At 40.7% G+C, this 15,139-nt stretch carries 15 protein-coding genes; 7 read left to right on the top strand and 8 right to left on the bottom strand.

Annotated elements, in window-relative coordinates; translation table 11 throughout:
- The 5 genes from R7Q46_RS13375 (at position 1) to R7Q46_RS13355 (ending at position 5,692) form a co-directional block, all read left to right on the top strand.
- Positions 1–1,824, top strand: a complete 1,824-nt coding sequence (locus tag R7Q46_RS13375; protein ID WP_025767020.1) for a GspE/PulE family protein — start codon at positions 1–3, stop codon at positions 1,822–1,824.
- A 3-nt stretch (positions 1,825–1,827) separates the two neighbouring features.
- A complete protein-coding gene (locus R7Q46_RS13370; RefSeq protein ID WP_025767019.1) occupies positions 1,828–2,916 on the top strand; it encodes a hypothetical protein in 1,089 nt (362 codons plus the stop codon).
- Positions 2,917–3,018: 102 nt separating this feature from the next.
- Positions 3,019–3,603: a hypothetical protein gene (locus R7Q46_RS13365; RefSeq protein WP_025767018.1), complete on the top strand. Its 585-nt coding sequence runs from the start codon at positions 3,019–3,021 to the stop codon at positions 3,601–3,603.
- A gap of 24 nt (positions 3,604–3,627) precedes the next feature.
- A complete protein-coding gene (locus R7Q46_RS13360; protein ID WP_025767017.1) occupies positions 3,628–5,130 on the top strand; it encodes a hypothetical protein in 1,503 nt (500 codons plus the stop codon).
- A gap of 64 nt (positions 5,131–5,194) precedes the next feature.
- Positions 5,195–5,692, top strand: a complete 498-nt coding sequence (locus R7Q46_RS13355) for a hypothetical protein (RefSeq protein WP_025634132.1) — start codon at positions 5,195–5,197, stop codon at positions 5,690–5,692.
- A 539-nt stretch (positions 5,693–6,231) separates the two neighbouring features.
- Here the strand turns inward: R7Q46_RS13355 and R7Q46_RS13350 are convergent.
- From R7Q46_RS13350 to R7Q46_RS13315, 8 genes are all read right to left on the bottom strand, one after another.
- A complete protein-coding gene (locus R7Q46_RS13350) occupies positions 6,232–6,582 on the bottom strand; it encodes a hypothetical protein (RefSeq protein WP_042776347.1) in 351 nt (116 codons plus the stop codon).
- Positions 6,583–6,592: 10 nt separating this feature from the next.
- Positions 6,593–6,988, bottom strand: a complete 396-nt coding sequence (locus tag R7Q46_RS13345; protein ID WP_213899640.1) for a hypothetical protein — start codon at positions 6,986–6,988, stop codon at positions 6,593–6,595.
- An 80-nt stretch (positions 6,989–7,068) separates the two neighbouring features.
- Positions 7,069–8,082 (bottom strand): recombination-associated protein RdgC, encoded by a 1,014-nt coding sequence (gene rdgC, locus R7Q46_RS13340; RefSeq protein WP_025767016.1) that lies wholly within the window; start codon positions 8,080–8,082, stop codon positions 7,069–7,071.
- Entirely contained in the window at positions 8,075–9,073 is a 999-nt protein-coding gene (locus R7Q46_RS13335) for a hypothetical protein (RefSeq protein WP_083123145.1), read from the bottom strand. The genes rdgC and R7Q46_RS13335 overlap by 8 nt, the downstream gene beginning before the upstream one ends.
- A 13-nt stretch (positions 9,074–9,086) precedes the next feature.
- Entirely contained in the window at positions 9,087–11,645 is a 2,559-nt protein-coding gene (locus tag R7Q46_RS13330; protein WP_086484014.1) for a DotA/TraY family protein, read from the bottom strand.
- 8 nt (positions 11,646–11,653) lie between these two features.
- Positions 11,654–12,274 (bottom strand): hypothetical protein, encoded by a 621-nt coding sequence (locus R7Q46_RS13325; protein WP_025767013.1) that lies wholly within the window; start codon positions 12,272–12,274, stop codon positions 11,654–11,656.
- 2 nt (positions 12,275–12,276) lie between these two features.
- Positions 12,277–13,425: a hypothetical protein gene (locus tag R7Q46_RS13320; protein ID WP_025767012.1), complete on the bottom strand. Its 1,149-nt coding sequence runs from the start codon at positions 13,423–13,425 to the stop codon at positions 12,277–12,279.
- Positions 13,426–13,436: 11 nt separating this feature from the next.
- Positions 13,437–13,760 (bottom strand): hypothetical protein, encoded by a 324-nt coding sequence (locus R7Q46_RS13315; protein ID WP_025634145.1) that lies wholly within the window; start codon positions 13,758–13,760, stop codon positions 13,437–13,439.
- A gap of 75 nt (positions 13,761–13,835) precedes the next feature.
- On the opposite strand from R7Q46_RS13315, the gene R7Q46_RS13310 reads away from it, so the two are divergent.
- Entirely contained in the window at positions 13,836–14,354 is a 519-nt protein-coding gene (locus tag R7Q46_RS13310) for a hypothetical protein (protein ID WP_025767011.1), read from the top strand.
- The gene (locus R7Q46_RS13305) at positions 14,347–15,138 is read left to right on the top strand and encodes a hypothetical protein (protein WP_025634147.1); all 792 of its coding nucleotides are present in this window, start codon (positions 14,347–14,349) and stop codon (positions 15,136–15,138) included. Before R7Q46_RS13310 ends, R7Q46_RS13305 begins: the two co-directional genes overlap by 8 nt.
- The last annotated feature ends 1 nt before the right edge of the window (position 15,139 follow it).

Raw genomic sequence — 15,139 nt, 5'->3', positions numbered from 1 at the left:
ATGACTAGTACTAACTTAGCAGAGTATAGACCTGCAACCAGCATTGTAGAATCCAGCGCAAACGAATACGACATTTTGTCAGATTCAATTTCTGGTGATTTAATAAAGTACTTTGGTAGTCGTAGTAGCTCTAGTTCACACTTCTTTAACGACTTAACATACGACACTAGAGAACAACTTCCTTGGGCCTTAGGTGGTATCATTGACAAGCACAAAGTGTTACATCCAGCTTATGGTAAAAAATTCCTTATTTCGGATGGCCATATTCAAGGTGTGGAAGAAGGATACAACTACCTTACCGTATTAATGACAGAAGACTTTTCAAAGTCAATCACACAAGTTCGAGCGACTATCAGAGATGATTTGGGATATACCGATCATACTCATACAAAAGTCATTAATCTTAAGTGCTCAGAAGACCTAATCCTATTACTTGCTGATGTCATCTTCATGGGCTCTGAAGAAAACCAATCTAAAGATGATGAGGGCAGAAGTTTTAAAGCGATCACTGCGTCTGTTTTAGAATCACACCCTGCAACGTCAGACATTCACTTTGAAGTATCTAATATACCTGGCAACACGTTAGTACGTATACGTGTAGATGGCGATTTAATTGATTTCAAAGAATATACATACGATAGGCTTTACGAGACTGTTGATGTTGCTTACAACATCATCGGTGGGGATGAAGCATCCGGCTCTAGCATCCAAGGTAATAACCTAAGCTGGAAAGAACCTCAATCTGGTAAATTTATCTACACGTATAACGATACTCAAATTGAAATGCGTGTTGAATTTGCACCAAGAGAAACTGAGGGCGGTGGAGATCTAGTATGCAGGATTACCAGTAAAGGGGAGAAATCCTCTATAAGAAAGCTAGATAAAGCTGGATATCACCCAGTTCAAACGCTGTTGATTAAAAAACACTCCAGTAAAAAACAAGGAAATATACTGTTTGCTGGTGTTACAGGTTCTGGTAAGACCCAGTCCATGTATTCAGTTATCGATTACTTACAAGACCTGTACAAATCTACTCGGAAGTTTGTTACTGCCGAAAACCCTATCGAGATGAACTTAGAGGGCGTTTCACAAGTTAACTTAGAAGATAACTCTAGCGCTTCTGATAATGAAATGAACACATTAACCAAGCAGTTTGAACGAATTTCCGAAAGCTTCATGCGACTAGACCCAGATATCATGGGTACAGGAGAAATACGTTGCTACAATTCAGCAAAATTTGCAATTGAATCTGCCCGAACTGGCCATGTATGTTTCTCAACAATACATGCCGCATCTTCTTGTGATGTACCAGGTCGCTTGGACGGTTTCGGTGTAGCTAGATCAGTCTATCAATCATCAAACACCCTAACTGTCATCATTGCTCAGTCTTTAGTACGAACCGTGTGCCCGTCCTGTAGTCGAAGTTATGATGAGCTTCCGAATAACTCTCCATTAGTTTATTCATTAATACAAAGCTTATCTTCCCTAGAGTTACTTGAGTACCTGCCGAACATACGTTTCGCAAAGCAAGGTGGGTGTAAAGAGTGTAATTATTCTGTAGATGGCCGTGTTGGACGAACACCTGTAGCTGAAGTCTTGGCGCCAGATCAAACAATCAGAAACCTATGGGCTAAAAACGAAGATGATTTGGCTAAAGCTCATTGGCTAAACACTGGTGGTTTTACTAAGTTAGAGCACGCGATTTATAAAATGTGCAAAGGGATATTGGACCCTGAGATGATAGAACGTGAAATCGATCAACTTGCGGTCTCTCGATTGGTTCGTGAAGAGCTAAATGTTTCTCTCTACCACCCAGAGGTTTAATTAATGGAAAACGATATTAACCAAAAATTGCTCAAAATAAAGAGTCAATACCTTAGTGATGACTTCATTGATACCTTAAAGCTAAAGTCTACAAACTATCGTGTGGGCTCAAAGAGAAAGTCTCAACTTCTAGAGAAAATTGCATCACGTTTAGCAGATGGTGATTCCATCTTAAATGTATTGGACTCCCTCTATGAGGCCTATAAATCCCAACAACCAAAATCTCCAGAAACAAAATTTGTGAAATACCTGGCTGACCGGTATAGGTACAAACCAGTTATCTCTTATATGCTCGCTCCATTCTTTGATAAAACTACGATTGGTGTTGCCTACGCAATTGAGAAAAAAACAGCTGCCTATAAGGTAATACGTATTTGTGTCAGTCAGCTGCAGCGTAAACAACAGATGAGGGGGGCTGGTTTTTTAGGGATAGTCGGTCCTATCATAGGTGTTGGTTTAATCATGCTTATTTGTAGCCTTGCTCATTTATACATCTATGCAGTGTTGTTCAAAGGACTAAATATAAAACCAACTCCAATGATGAGTTTTGCAAGAGAGTTTACAAAAACTGTATACGAGATAAGCCCATTTGTTACTGCATTTCTTGTAATTTACGGAGTATGGGTAGTTTGGAGTTTACCCAATCAAATACATCGGAGATTAACTAAATTACCACCTTGGAATGTTGTTGACGCGATTAACTCTGCTATAACTCTGCAAACATTCAACGCCCTTTTGAAAGTGGGGATGCCTTCTTCAGAGGCACTAAAGCTGGTAGGTTCCCACTCAACGCCATATGTAAAACATTGGTGTCAAAAAATGCGTCTAAGCATGATTGGAGGAAAGAGTGAGGGGCAAGCTCTCGCTTGTGATTTCTTTAGTAGAGAACCAAGAATTGAGATTGAGTCATATGCTACAACCTCAGACTTTACAAATAAACTAGACGATATCACCGAAGAAGTATTTGCTAACACTGAAACGCTCGTGAAAAAGCTTACGACAGGGATCATGCTAGGCTGCATGATGGCTGTGTTAAGTGTAAACGCGATAGTAGGTCTCTCCATTTCTACAATTGGCCAAAACCTTAATTAACCTTGATAGTTCTATTAACAAGTTGTAACACTGATATTCCACTTGATTGATATATATCAATCATGTATAAAATCCAATAGCTTTTAACAAGGAAAAATAGCTATGTTATTCAAACCTAAACGTAATAATCCAAATAAACTTAACCGTATTCACGCAAAGCGACGTGGTGTATTTCTATCTACAGAACTCCAGCTTGTTTTGGCATTCTTGGGGGTAATGGTTGTTGGTTATGCAACTACCATGGGAGACTCCGGGGCTGAAAAACTTGTCGATGATGCAGAGAAAGCTTTACTACAAGCTTCAGACGAACTTAGACGAACAGTCGGTGGTTTCGGTTCTTACGCATCTGTTGACAATACAGATTGTTACGACAAGAACATCTGGCCATCCAGTTGGTTAAGTGCAACTCAAGATGAATTTACAACTCCATTCTCTGACAACGGTTTGACCTGTGGAAGCGTTGATACTGCTACTAACCGTGATGGCATTACGTCCACAGGTACAGGGAAGTTCTACACTTTCACATTCTCTAACGTAGAAACAGATCAGTGCAACCTCCTGGTTGGCCGTGTATTCCAAAATTTCGTTGAGATCCAGGTTGAAGGTACGCGAATTGATGGCAATGACACTCTTAAAACACAGTGTGCATCTGGCGATGAAGTAGCAATCACATTCATCAACCGTTAATCATTATTACTAAGAGTGGCCAATATGCTGCCTAGAACCTCAATCAAAAGACAAAGAGGCTTTTTCCTTCAACTTGGCATATTGGCCTCTACTGTCGCTTTAAGTATCATCATGTCCACTTACCTCATGATGAAAAGTGATCAATACGAATCTCAAGTAGACCAACTTCAAGGGCAGCGTATAGCAACGCTGCTTCATGCTATCAAGAATGCCTCAAGACAAAGTGGCGCATTAGCCCAATGGAATCAGCCGGGCCAACCCTTCCAAAACGGTGCTGAGCACATTGGAACAATGTGGTTGAAGCCAAACACCTGTGGTGGTACCCAAACATCTGAGTTCCTATTCTGTGACTTCGAAGATTCCCCTAGAATTGGGGATAACATGCAATACAAAACTGAAGTTACAAATGATGGAACCCAGGTCGAACTCAAATTAACTGTCTCAAATACTGCTGAAACTCGGGGATTTGACTTCTCTGGTGAAAACGGAGTCAAACGTTCATGTACTATAGCCCGGATTGCTGGTGGAGGTTTGGCAAACCTAAATTCAGGCACCTCTATCTCGCAAGTGGATTGCGACTTTGATACAGGTATCATTACTATGGATATCACTTGGGGCACAAGCTTCTCTGATGACCTGAGTATCCATGGTACAAACTCACCGTTAGCTACAATCGACTGGAATGGACAGGATGTCGATAATATGGACCGCCTTGAAGTATCTAGCATTGTGGACCGAGAAAACCCTGTATTTAGACTCGATTTGAATGGAACCAGCAACCTCAACAACATCAACGTCAATTCCATAGACGCGAACTCCGGAACTATTGACACGTTACGCTCCAATTCGGCAAACTTAACTAGTGTTCGCGGCACTGACCTTGATTACGATAACGCTGACATTGATCGTGCTGATATTAATAGAGCTGACATCAATAACGGCGATATAAATACAGCTAGTATAGGCTCAGCAACAATAGACCAAGCTACAGTACGGAATAGAATCAACCAAACCAATTCATCGCAAATGAATAATTTCGCAGGGGGCTTGGCAATCGGTACTGGTTCAAACATATCAACTCTCGAGAATGGCTCTCTTTATGTCCCTGGAGCCGTTGTTGATTTCAATGACCCCTCAATGTTTTTTGACCCAAATGGCGTTTCTCGAACAAGAGACATTCGTTTGACATCGAGAGGGGGTGTAGCTCTCTCAAACCTAACAAGTAAATATGTTCACCAAGGTTCCGCTACAATAAACGGAGTTGGTGCAATTAAAGGTGTAAATTGTGGTGATGGTGCAGGTTATGCGGCAAATAGAATTGTTGTAGACTGGCAAGATAGTAAGCGTTACCACTCAGCGAACGGTGTAGTCGTATCTGACTATTCATTAAACCGAATCGGTGTTACAAAAAATGCATCTGGCTCACAATTTCTTGTCCGCCTTTACTCGTATAATTTCAAAACTAAACTTTGGGAAACACCTAGAGAAAACCGAGCACTAGCAACTATCTATTGCTATTACCCTTAAATATCTTCCCTTCCAGGGCATACCAAACTATAATATATTATAGACTAAGCTTAAGGTATGCCCTATGAACCTACTTCTTGCTATCTTCTTTGGAATTCTTCGTACTCCGGCTCTACTTTTTTATGTAACTACAGGAGTCGTTCACTACGTAATGGGCAAGCTCGTAAGGACGGTCCTAATCCCTTTATCATACGTAACAGAGAAACTCCTTAAACCCAATCACTATCTAATCGGCCTTGGTGGCCTTCTAATACTATACAAAGGATATGAGTATCTACGTGCTATAGCAGTTTCAATTGCTGATACAGAAGTGTTTCTATATATGCCCGTTTGGTTACTAAGTTATCTTGAGTTTAGTGATGTACCATTTGATAGGCTAGGCTTGCCGGGTGCACAAAGACCACTTACAGAATCAATGTTAGATTTCGAGCAGGTATTGTTTGGTAAATTCGATGTAATTGATTTGTACTTGGTCTGGTGGTGGTTCTTTTTAGGGAGTCAACTAGGGCTTTACATCTACTATGCAGTAAACAGGCTTTTGAAGACAATGAACCTCGATTAAGACAATGAAAAAAGAGCCATTATCTGAATTAGTCTGAATGCAATCTGTGAGTTTCTTTATCTCGATGTGACTAGGTCTGACAGGTTGCCCTTAATCAGTTCTTTCCAATAGTTTGCTAGAGATTGATCAATCTTTATTGTCATTTCCACAGTGTTTCTGGTACCAATACGCCTCAAAAATGATCAAACCTTTGCTTTTTACAGTCTAAGAATCGCTTGAAAAGGCACATTTCCGATCAAAGTCTATTGTCCTCCGATAGTAATGACTTTCTTAATTTTTGCAGTAATAGTTTGCATAAATTGCAGAATTAACGACATAAAACCTATATGTGCTAATTCTATTACCAGTGCGTACAACATCTAGTGTTTCAATGGTTTTTTTGTCAACTTATCTTGCAAAACTATGCTGACTTATCCTGCAATTTTTCGCGTAGGCCATTGATACTCTGATTGAGCTTATGCGAACTTAGTCTGCAAACAGCATTTCTAATGTTCTCTATAGCTTGAGTGCTATACATAACCATATTTTCCCCTTGGTTGTTATACAGTTCCAATCTTCTTGATTTTAAAGTGTGGATTAGTTGCCAGCTTTTTATCTAGTCGAGGTGCTAACCACTCTTTAAACGCTTTTTTCCGTTCAGCTTTTCTAACATCTTCCACAGCAAATACTTTGTATTTTGCTTGTTTTTTTGGCTCGCCAAGCCACTTCTTGATAGCTGAATCAGTCCACAATCGTTCTGTTTTTAGTCGAGTTACCGTAATCCAGTTTTTCGACCACTCAACAAAACGCTTTCGCTCTTTGAGAGCTCGAATCTCTTGTTGGCTTTTAACCCAATTGGGATCGACTGCAAACTGCTTGTGGCCGATAAACCTACCGCGAGGCTTAGGCATCCTTCTCCCCCTACGACTGGTTAGATGGTTCACGGACTTTGAAGCCGTTTGGTCTAGTTAGTGAAACGGCATCACCAACCCTAGATACATTCCATGTTTCAATTAAGTTAACTTGGTCGTTTATAACTCGCACTTGGATGTTTTCTGTTTCAGGACCTATTTTGATGCAATTATTGCCTCCCACTGATTGAGAGTACCCAAACAACCAATTTACGGACTCGTAGGGGCACTCTTCGAATCCATGAACATAACCAATTTCACTATCATCAATCTGTAGCTCAGCTACAGGTGAGATGTAGATAGTAATATCAGCCATTTGCTCACTGACCATTTCGTTATAATCATCTACAAGGTCACAAGCACTCAAAAGAGGCAGTGCGATAGCTAATGTTAATATGCTTTTCAATTTCATCATTTCCCTTTAATGTTTTCAGCTCATCTACGTGGCGTTCTTCACGATAAACACGAGATCATGGCCCTTATACATCAATCAATGCTTTCAACAAATCCCTCTATTAGCTCGGATGTATTCGATTGCGCACCACCAGCGAATCCAGTTGAGCTATTTAATGAAGGTAAGATTTCTTTTATAAGGTTCAATATTGACAGTCGAGTTAAAGTGTAGGAGGTCATATCTTTAACTCTTTTTGCTTCCATCTCCTGGGCGGGATTATTGATCTCCATTTCCTTATTGGCCGTTTTTATTTTCTCTTTTAACAGCCCTAGTTGCTTGATCTTAGAAAACTTTAATTCGTTATTAACAGTAAACCCTAAAGTGGCGTTCCATTCGCAAGATAGTTGAAGTGGGCGCTTTTGCGCTAGTAAATTAGCATTGATTTCATCTGACTCAATATCCTGGTTACTGTATCTCACCTTGTTCGCACCGTTCGCTCTATTCTCAAATGCAATATCACCATTTTTAATTGCCAACGTAGGCGGTAACTCCAGGCTGCTAAGCCAACTAGTAAATACACTCGAAACATCATTATTAACTGTTAGCGGGCTCGCAGGAAATGTTTTGAATGTAAGCCTGAATAAATCAATAATCGCTTCAACTTCTTTTTTTCCACTTGAACCGATAAAAAGAAACTTTAGCTCAGTATTAAACCAAACAATGATATCTTTGAAACGTGTAAGCGATTTCGGTATAAGAAGGTTTTCACACATTTCACGTAAATTCTTGACATCTTGTGAAGAAACCTTGGCATTTACTCCCCATGTCCTGGGGGAATCTTGTGCAAGCTGAATCATTTTCTGCCTGACAGCTTCATCCAATGTACTAGATGCAACAGACCTAAAGCGCTTTTCTATACGAAAAATATAATCGTTTTCCAGCTTAATGTAAGGTTTATTTGATTGCAGTAACTCAGCCCAGCCATATTTAGTCTTAATCGCACCAGTCAAAGGTTTAGCCTTCAACCTTTCAAACATTTCAGAGTGCAGATTTGGCTCCAAGTTGAAGTCTTCAGGTAACTTGTAAATCACAAAGGTTTTAAACATTATTTACCTCGGCTTTATTGGAAAGTGGCAGTAACCGCATAGGATCTTTTTTGATGGCAACTAAAAATGAATACACAGAACCAAAGCGATTGGTGTCATATTGCCAATATAAATGCAGGTAATGAAAATAGATAAAGGAAGTAAATGCACTTAGCAAGGTCAAATACATGGATGTCATTAGGTAACTAAATTGAACCTCCGAGGTTACTATCGTTACAATAATGAATTTGGCAACACTGTTTACAGCAAAGAAGCAAAAAGCCAATACAAAAAATAGCGTTAGCCAAATAGACAGCTGTAGGTTTCTGGCTTTGCCTTCAACCTGTTCATCATTCATGTCGAAACCAGCTTTAACAACCTCATCAAAAGGTACAAGATTGAAGTGTACGGGGGTCTCCATGAACGGAACCATTTTCATATGGGCCGGGACAGCTCTAACAAGTTCCATGTACGTAGTTGGCTTCTCTTCGGTACGCTGAATGGTTAAATCATACCGTCCATCTTCCCCTTTTTTTAAAATCAAACGGTTCGCTGATTCAGAGGCAGTCAACTGAGGTAGATGAGGGTTAATTTCAAGCATATCGTTTGCTAGCTGCTCATTGGAATCACTGGGACGCTCCTCGTGTTTTAGAACCAACAAACGATTTCTGTCTTTCTGCAAATCAGGAATACCTCCATTAGCCTCTGAAAGCACACTCGATTCAACCAAGCTATAACCATGTTTCAGTAGATACTCTCTATTGACTTCGGTGTATGAGTCTAGATAAGGCAGGGACGTTAAAGGGTCAAAAGATTGCTGATAATCTCTTGCAGACTTTATTTCATTAAGTAGGCCTCCAGGGAGCCTGTATTCATTATGAATACTCTCCAGTGCTCTATCTATAGGGGTTATATGAACCCACTCAGTCCAAAACCTCAGTCTAAACATATTCCATGTCCAATCATTAGGTTTTTTGCTTGTAGCGCTTTTAAAAACAGTTGAAAGTATCATAGATTACATAGTCCTATTTGCTTGCACTTGGTGGTCGTTCAGACTTTTCACCATTTCCTTTGGTGCCATTTCCGTTATTACCACTGCCATTATTTTCATTGCCTTGCTGATCCTGTTGAGGTTGTTGTTTCTGAAGTGAACCATTAAAAGCATCAGACATTTTGTTGAAGGTACCATTGGTTGCTGATAGGTACTGTTCAGAATCACCAAATTGACCAATAGCATCCGTAGCAACCCAAGACATTAAATTGTTGGCTAATAAGTTCGGAGCTTTCAGACAATAAGTAAGTAAACCAAATAGAACGATAGGATATCCTCCTGTAAGCATAACTAAATCAAAAAGGTCCCAAGAGGAAGGTAGATTAACTCCAATTGACTTCCACCAAACGCTATTAAGGAAAGCTAAGCTGAGGTTACACATTGCAAACCCCAGCATTAGTCCAATTACATGAAGAGTCGGCCTCAGGAATATTGCTCCGTAGAGAGCGGCCATTCTTAGACCATGAACAGCCATTAGCCCTTCACCTGCAGCAGAAGCTAATAAAGCACTGCCCAGGGCAATGCCTGCCAGAGCTTCGGCACAAATGATGAAAAAAGCGGTAACAACAAATAGGAATGTAATTATTGGCACCATGGGCAATACATTTCCTAATATAAAAGCACCTAGAAGGCTTGATACAACCAATGGGGCTACTGTTTTAACGAAGAAGGCCAAAGGTATAGCGAATGGAGCTGACAAAGCAGAACTCTCGAGGGCACCTTTGATTACATCTGCGCCTTCAGTTGCCAATACAACGATGTACCAAATGTTCTTAAGCGCTTCACCTAACGTAGATAATAACGCCAAAGCATTTGTAGACCCTGTAACGTCGAATAGAGCTCCATCATAGTCAATGCCGCTCATCCCTGGCGTTTCTATTGCAGATGCCAGATTACCATTATAATTACCAAGGCTTAGAGCTGAGCTTAATATTCCGGAAGCAACAGATACTATTGCAGACTCGTTGCCAGTCGCCGCTGCTTTTGCGTTTTCATTTGTCGAGTGAACGGCCATTAGTGCGGACCAGTTATTCAACTTCTGCGCCTCAGGCCAATCTGATTTTATGTCTCCACTCATTGCAAGTTGTTCAGTTAAGTTCCAAGTGAACTTTGGAAAATTGCTTGCCAGCCAATACGTCTTACATTCGTTTGCTTCATCTATTTCATCATCAAGAGAGGAATCGAAAAGGTTTATACTTGGAATCCATGAGAATACAGAACGGCAGAAACTAGTTCTTTCAGGTATATTTGTACTCATTACATTGTCTAATGAAAAACCTACTCCAGATGAAGCTAATTGCATCATTCCATTCATACGGCTAAACGCTAGAGGAGCCATCATCCAGCCCCCTTCTGTTAACTCTTCGACCAGCGAGGATGAGCCTGATATGCTGATATTCGCTTTAGAACTACCGCAGCGACTTGCTTCATATTGACCCTGCCAAGACTGAGATAACTCCCCCATATAACCGCGCTCTACAACTTTAGACTTACACATTGCTAAATCAACGTGCGCTTTGAATAGGTTTTCAGCTAACTCTTTAGAGCCTAATTCATTGAGTAAATATTCACGATAATAAGAGTCATCACTTCTTCGCATTGCCGTTACATATTTTGATAAATCTGCGTTCTTCAGCCGCGATAACATACTCGATACAAGCGTGTGTAATTCTGACATGAAAGTGAACGTAGCCTCTGTACCATAGTAGTTCGAGTAATATGCAAGCTTTTGCTCCACTGATGAGCTAGCAGTAGGTTTACGGGCGAAATCAAACCTGATTGAACCACAGGCTCCTCCACGAAATTCTAAAATAGCGCCAGTATTTTCAGCCCCATTCTTTCCTATAGGCTCATCGACATAATTAAGAGAAGAAGACCCGCTTGAATTAGGGTACATTGAGCTGATTCGTGAAAATGATGGAAATGAGTCGGTTGGGAATATGCTAGATGTCCCATTTGAATTAATCGATTTTAAAGTGAATTTTCTATCATTTGAGCTTTCAAACAACTCAGCACAAGAAAGCATAGAAACCATAGTTTCTCCAACTGAGAACACTTCTCCTACATTCGTAGACGCTATTTGCGCTCCAGTATGATTCACATAATCATTTACTCCAGCTTTCCAGGATACATCAGCTGCTCCCGCACCATGGACGATTACATACATCCCAGAAGCTTGTCCTACCGATACAAAAGAACCAGCAGCATGAATCATAGGTGCCAATGACCCCAACGCTATTGCAATTCTTAATGGAACGTATGGTGACATTTTCCCAAAGACATGACCTGTAGCAGCAGCATTCATCATGATGTGACCAGAGTTATATATGACATTTATTGATCCATAGAGTAGGGCTAAGAAATTGAGCCCCCCCAACATGACCATTAAAGGCGTCAATGTCGCTTCTACACTCTGATTACCAAAAAGGTGATGTACCCAACCACCGAATAAAATTGCTAAAAAGTTTGTTGTCGACCCTGTCTGAACATGAGCCTCTATACAAGTAAGAGTAAAATCTGCACAAGTTGCCATAGGGGACCTCAGTTCATGGTTGCAGCTGTGATAGTGTTGCTCAGTGATTGATAGAAGAAATCGATGTACACAAGGAAAATTCCGAACCCCATATGAACAACAATATGACTAAACTTAATTTGTCCTGACATCTGTGGATTGGCTAAGAGAGTTATTCCCATCACACCTCTGAAGTAAGATATAACTCCGTAAATAGACATGACCGCAAAACAAGCTCGTATAGCAATAGAACGAGTTTGCATCCCCGTTCCTACGGTAGAAACATTGACTAGGTTAGTAGCTCGCTGACTTATGTCATCAAACATTGCCGCTGAATAGGGAGTGCTAAAGTCTAATCCTGAACCATGCCAAAATAGACTCCCCCAAGCAGCTATTCCTTCTCCAAATTTCCACATAAATGCTGAAGCGATAAAAACTGCCATTATCAATTTAGGTGAGGGAGGGCTTCCATACATTTGACTCACCATGGGGGACGACGTTCTTATCCTCATGAGGGAAAGCCATAAAAAGACACCATGGACAAATAGATATAAACCCAGCCCCTGAGCTACTAAGATTATTCCATCAACTAAAATGACAAATTCATGCGTCAGAAACCGCTCTAGAACGTCAGTGACCTCTACAGCCATAATTAGTATTTCCTTGCATTTCCAGCTATTTCATTTAGCAGTTGAGTTTGTAAGCCTAAATTGAATTCGCTTGATAGCTGGGAATCCAGTATATGACCCAGCAGAGCAAGGACCCTTGCATCAATTTGAGCGTTCATTCTTTGGACTTGTTCCACAGTGGTAAAATTAGCCTTGCAAGCTTGACCAGCTGGCGTGTTTAACCAATCATCCATTTCACGCTGGGTATTTACCATTGCGGCTTTACGTGAATAACAAGACTTGTCACCACCATTTCCGTAGAGCTTTATTTGCTCAGGAGAGTTATAGAAATCAATATCAGCCTTTATTTGCTCAAGAATAGATTGAATAGGGCGCCCATTTTCATCACGAGGGTTGGTGAGCCCGTTAACTCTAAGAGCTGTATTAAATCCAGCTGTTGTTCTTAGATGACGTTTAAGCCATCGGTTGTAAGCCATCTTTGCATCTGCACCCGAGCTTTCATTGATAACTTGGTTATTCTCACCGCGGGGCATTTTATTTATTTCACCGGAGCTAAAAAGTACTTTAAGCATAGTGTCAGTGCGCTCTTTCTCATCAGTCGATTTGGAGTAGCCACCTTCACCCATGCCGGGTAAAACACCTTTTATATTTAATAAATCGAGTTCAACAGTATCTCCATGCGTAACGCCCTCTAAAAGTGATACAGACTCATCTGCTAATGATTGCAGCCCTGTTTCACATCTATCTCCTTCACATTCAATTTCATCTGAAAGCTGCACAGCAAAATCAAGGCTATTTGTCTGGGCTTCGCAATAAAAGTCATCTGTAGCTTCATAAAGTGCAGACACCGCTGCTATGCCATCACACATCAATGGTGAGGGTTCCATCTTTGCTTGAAGCTCAAGGTTAGAAGTTTCCGAAACACTGTTAGAAATGGCCTGTGTTGATGCGAGTTCGCGCATCGTATCTTGAGATGCTTTCCATTCCTCCATTAGTTCTGTCATTGTCATTTCAGAAATCTTTAACCCCTTTTCTTCAGCCCATAACATCGCATCTTGAGCACTTTGGCTGATTATCTGACCTAAGCCTGTTGGGTCTGTACAGATTACGGCGTTTGCTTTCCCTGGCAATAAGACCGCGAGGGATAAACTTAATAACGTTTTCTTAAACATTAGCGTGCTCTCTATAAATCAAACCCACCAATATCAAATGATAGGTCTTGAGTTGGTTGAGACGGTGAGTTTCCATCATTTGATGGTTTAGATGGAGTTGCTTCGTTGAATAGTTCGGAGAAGTCGAGTTCAGGCACTTGTGTATGTTCAATAGAATGACCAGTCTTCAACGCCCTATCCGTATTCAATGCGTATTCTGAAACACCAATTTGCAGACACATATGTTCAAACTTTGCATCGTTTAGTCCAACCTCGCGATTCGAGGCAGGGTGGTTTCTTAAGATATGCATTTGTGGGTCGACCAATGGGCCGATAATTGAGTTATTGAATTTCATTTCAACCTCTAATAGACTCGAAACTAATGTCATATTACAATAAAAAACAACATCAGCAAAACCCAAAAGTCACCTATGATTAGACTAACGTTCGATAAAAAATGGATAGATGAATACTGGCAAGAGGTTGAGCCAAAAGTAATGAGCAGCATTTCATCCTTTGAGGCCAGAGAAAGCTGGGTTGTTGAGGATCAGTCTCCATCATTAAGAGAACTTAATCGCATTGCTGAAAACCTACCTCAATTAGCAAATTTCCCATTGAATCAGGATGTGCAAGAGCAAGCCGATCGATTACTCGTAATCTTGGGGTGCTTACCGCTAAAAACGTCTTTAGCTGCTTTTGGTTGGCTGGGGGCTTTCAGTCAAAACGATCACAAATGGAATTACATCGTCTCTATCCACGCGAACCAAACTCTATCGAGTCAAAGGATAGAAAACCGAAACCGGTATAAGTTTGCCAAAATTCTTCACACAAGATTAAACCTCTTCAATTTTCTAATCGAATTCGACAAGCAATATTTGAGTGACGATGCAACTCGATTGGCACTGGCAACTCACAAAAGATTAATTCAGGAGAATACTAAGGATGGATAATAATAAAATTATTCGTTTTGCACTTCTAGCTTCAGTCATTGCAACTGTCACTCCCTTTAAGAGTGAAGCAGCAAGGGTATGTCGACAAAAAGTCTCATTGCCAGCACCTTCAGCTGGTATATGTGACGTAGATACTAGCAATCCTAAGATGGGAAACCCATTTGCTTATATAGACCCGACACAAGGGTGTGATTTCTCTTTTAGTTTGCCAGGTCTACCTTCGTTTAGCCTCGATGGTTTACAAGGAGCTCTATGCGATACCATTCAGGATATTGGGCAGCAAGGCATTGACGACGCACTTGGCCCTGTACTTGATGCGATTCCAGATAGTGTAGACCTCGACCTAGATAATTTGATGGAAGGCATCTTCGATGATCAAATTGAGATGCAAAGTAAGTTTTGCCCTGTCTATGACGACAAGGGAAAACTGGTTTCGTACGAATGTGCGTCTGATGGGAATGGTGGCGGTGACATTATAGACATAGAAGACCCTGATCATGGAGACAGAGAATGTTATACACAAAATGGAATTACATACTGTAAGGATGATGAAGGAGAGGTAACTGAACCAGACCCAGAACCTTATGACCCTGAGAAAGACCCAACTTTGCCAATATGCTCAGAGTTAGACAGTTTCTTTGACTCTGAAGGTAACTTAATACCTTGTAGAAACGGTACAAGCAGACAAGCCGTTTACCCTCAATCTGAACAAAACCTTCCTAGTTCATCAAGAGATACCAACCAATCTACCAAACCAAAATGGGATGTGAAAAAAGGGTGGTAAT

The sequence above is a fragment of the Vibrio sp. 811 genome, assembly GCF_033339195.1.
This window is presented reverse-complemented; position numbering and strand designations above follow the sequence as displayed.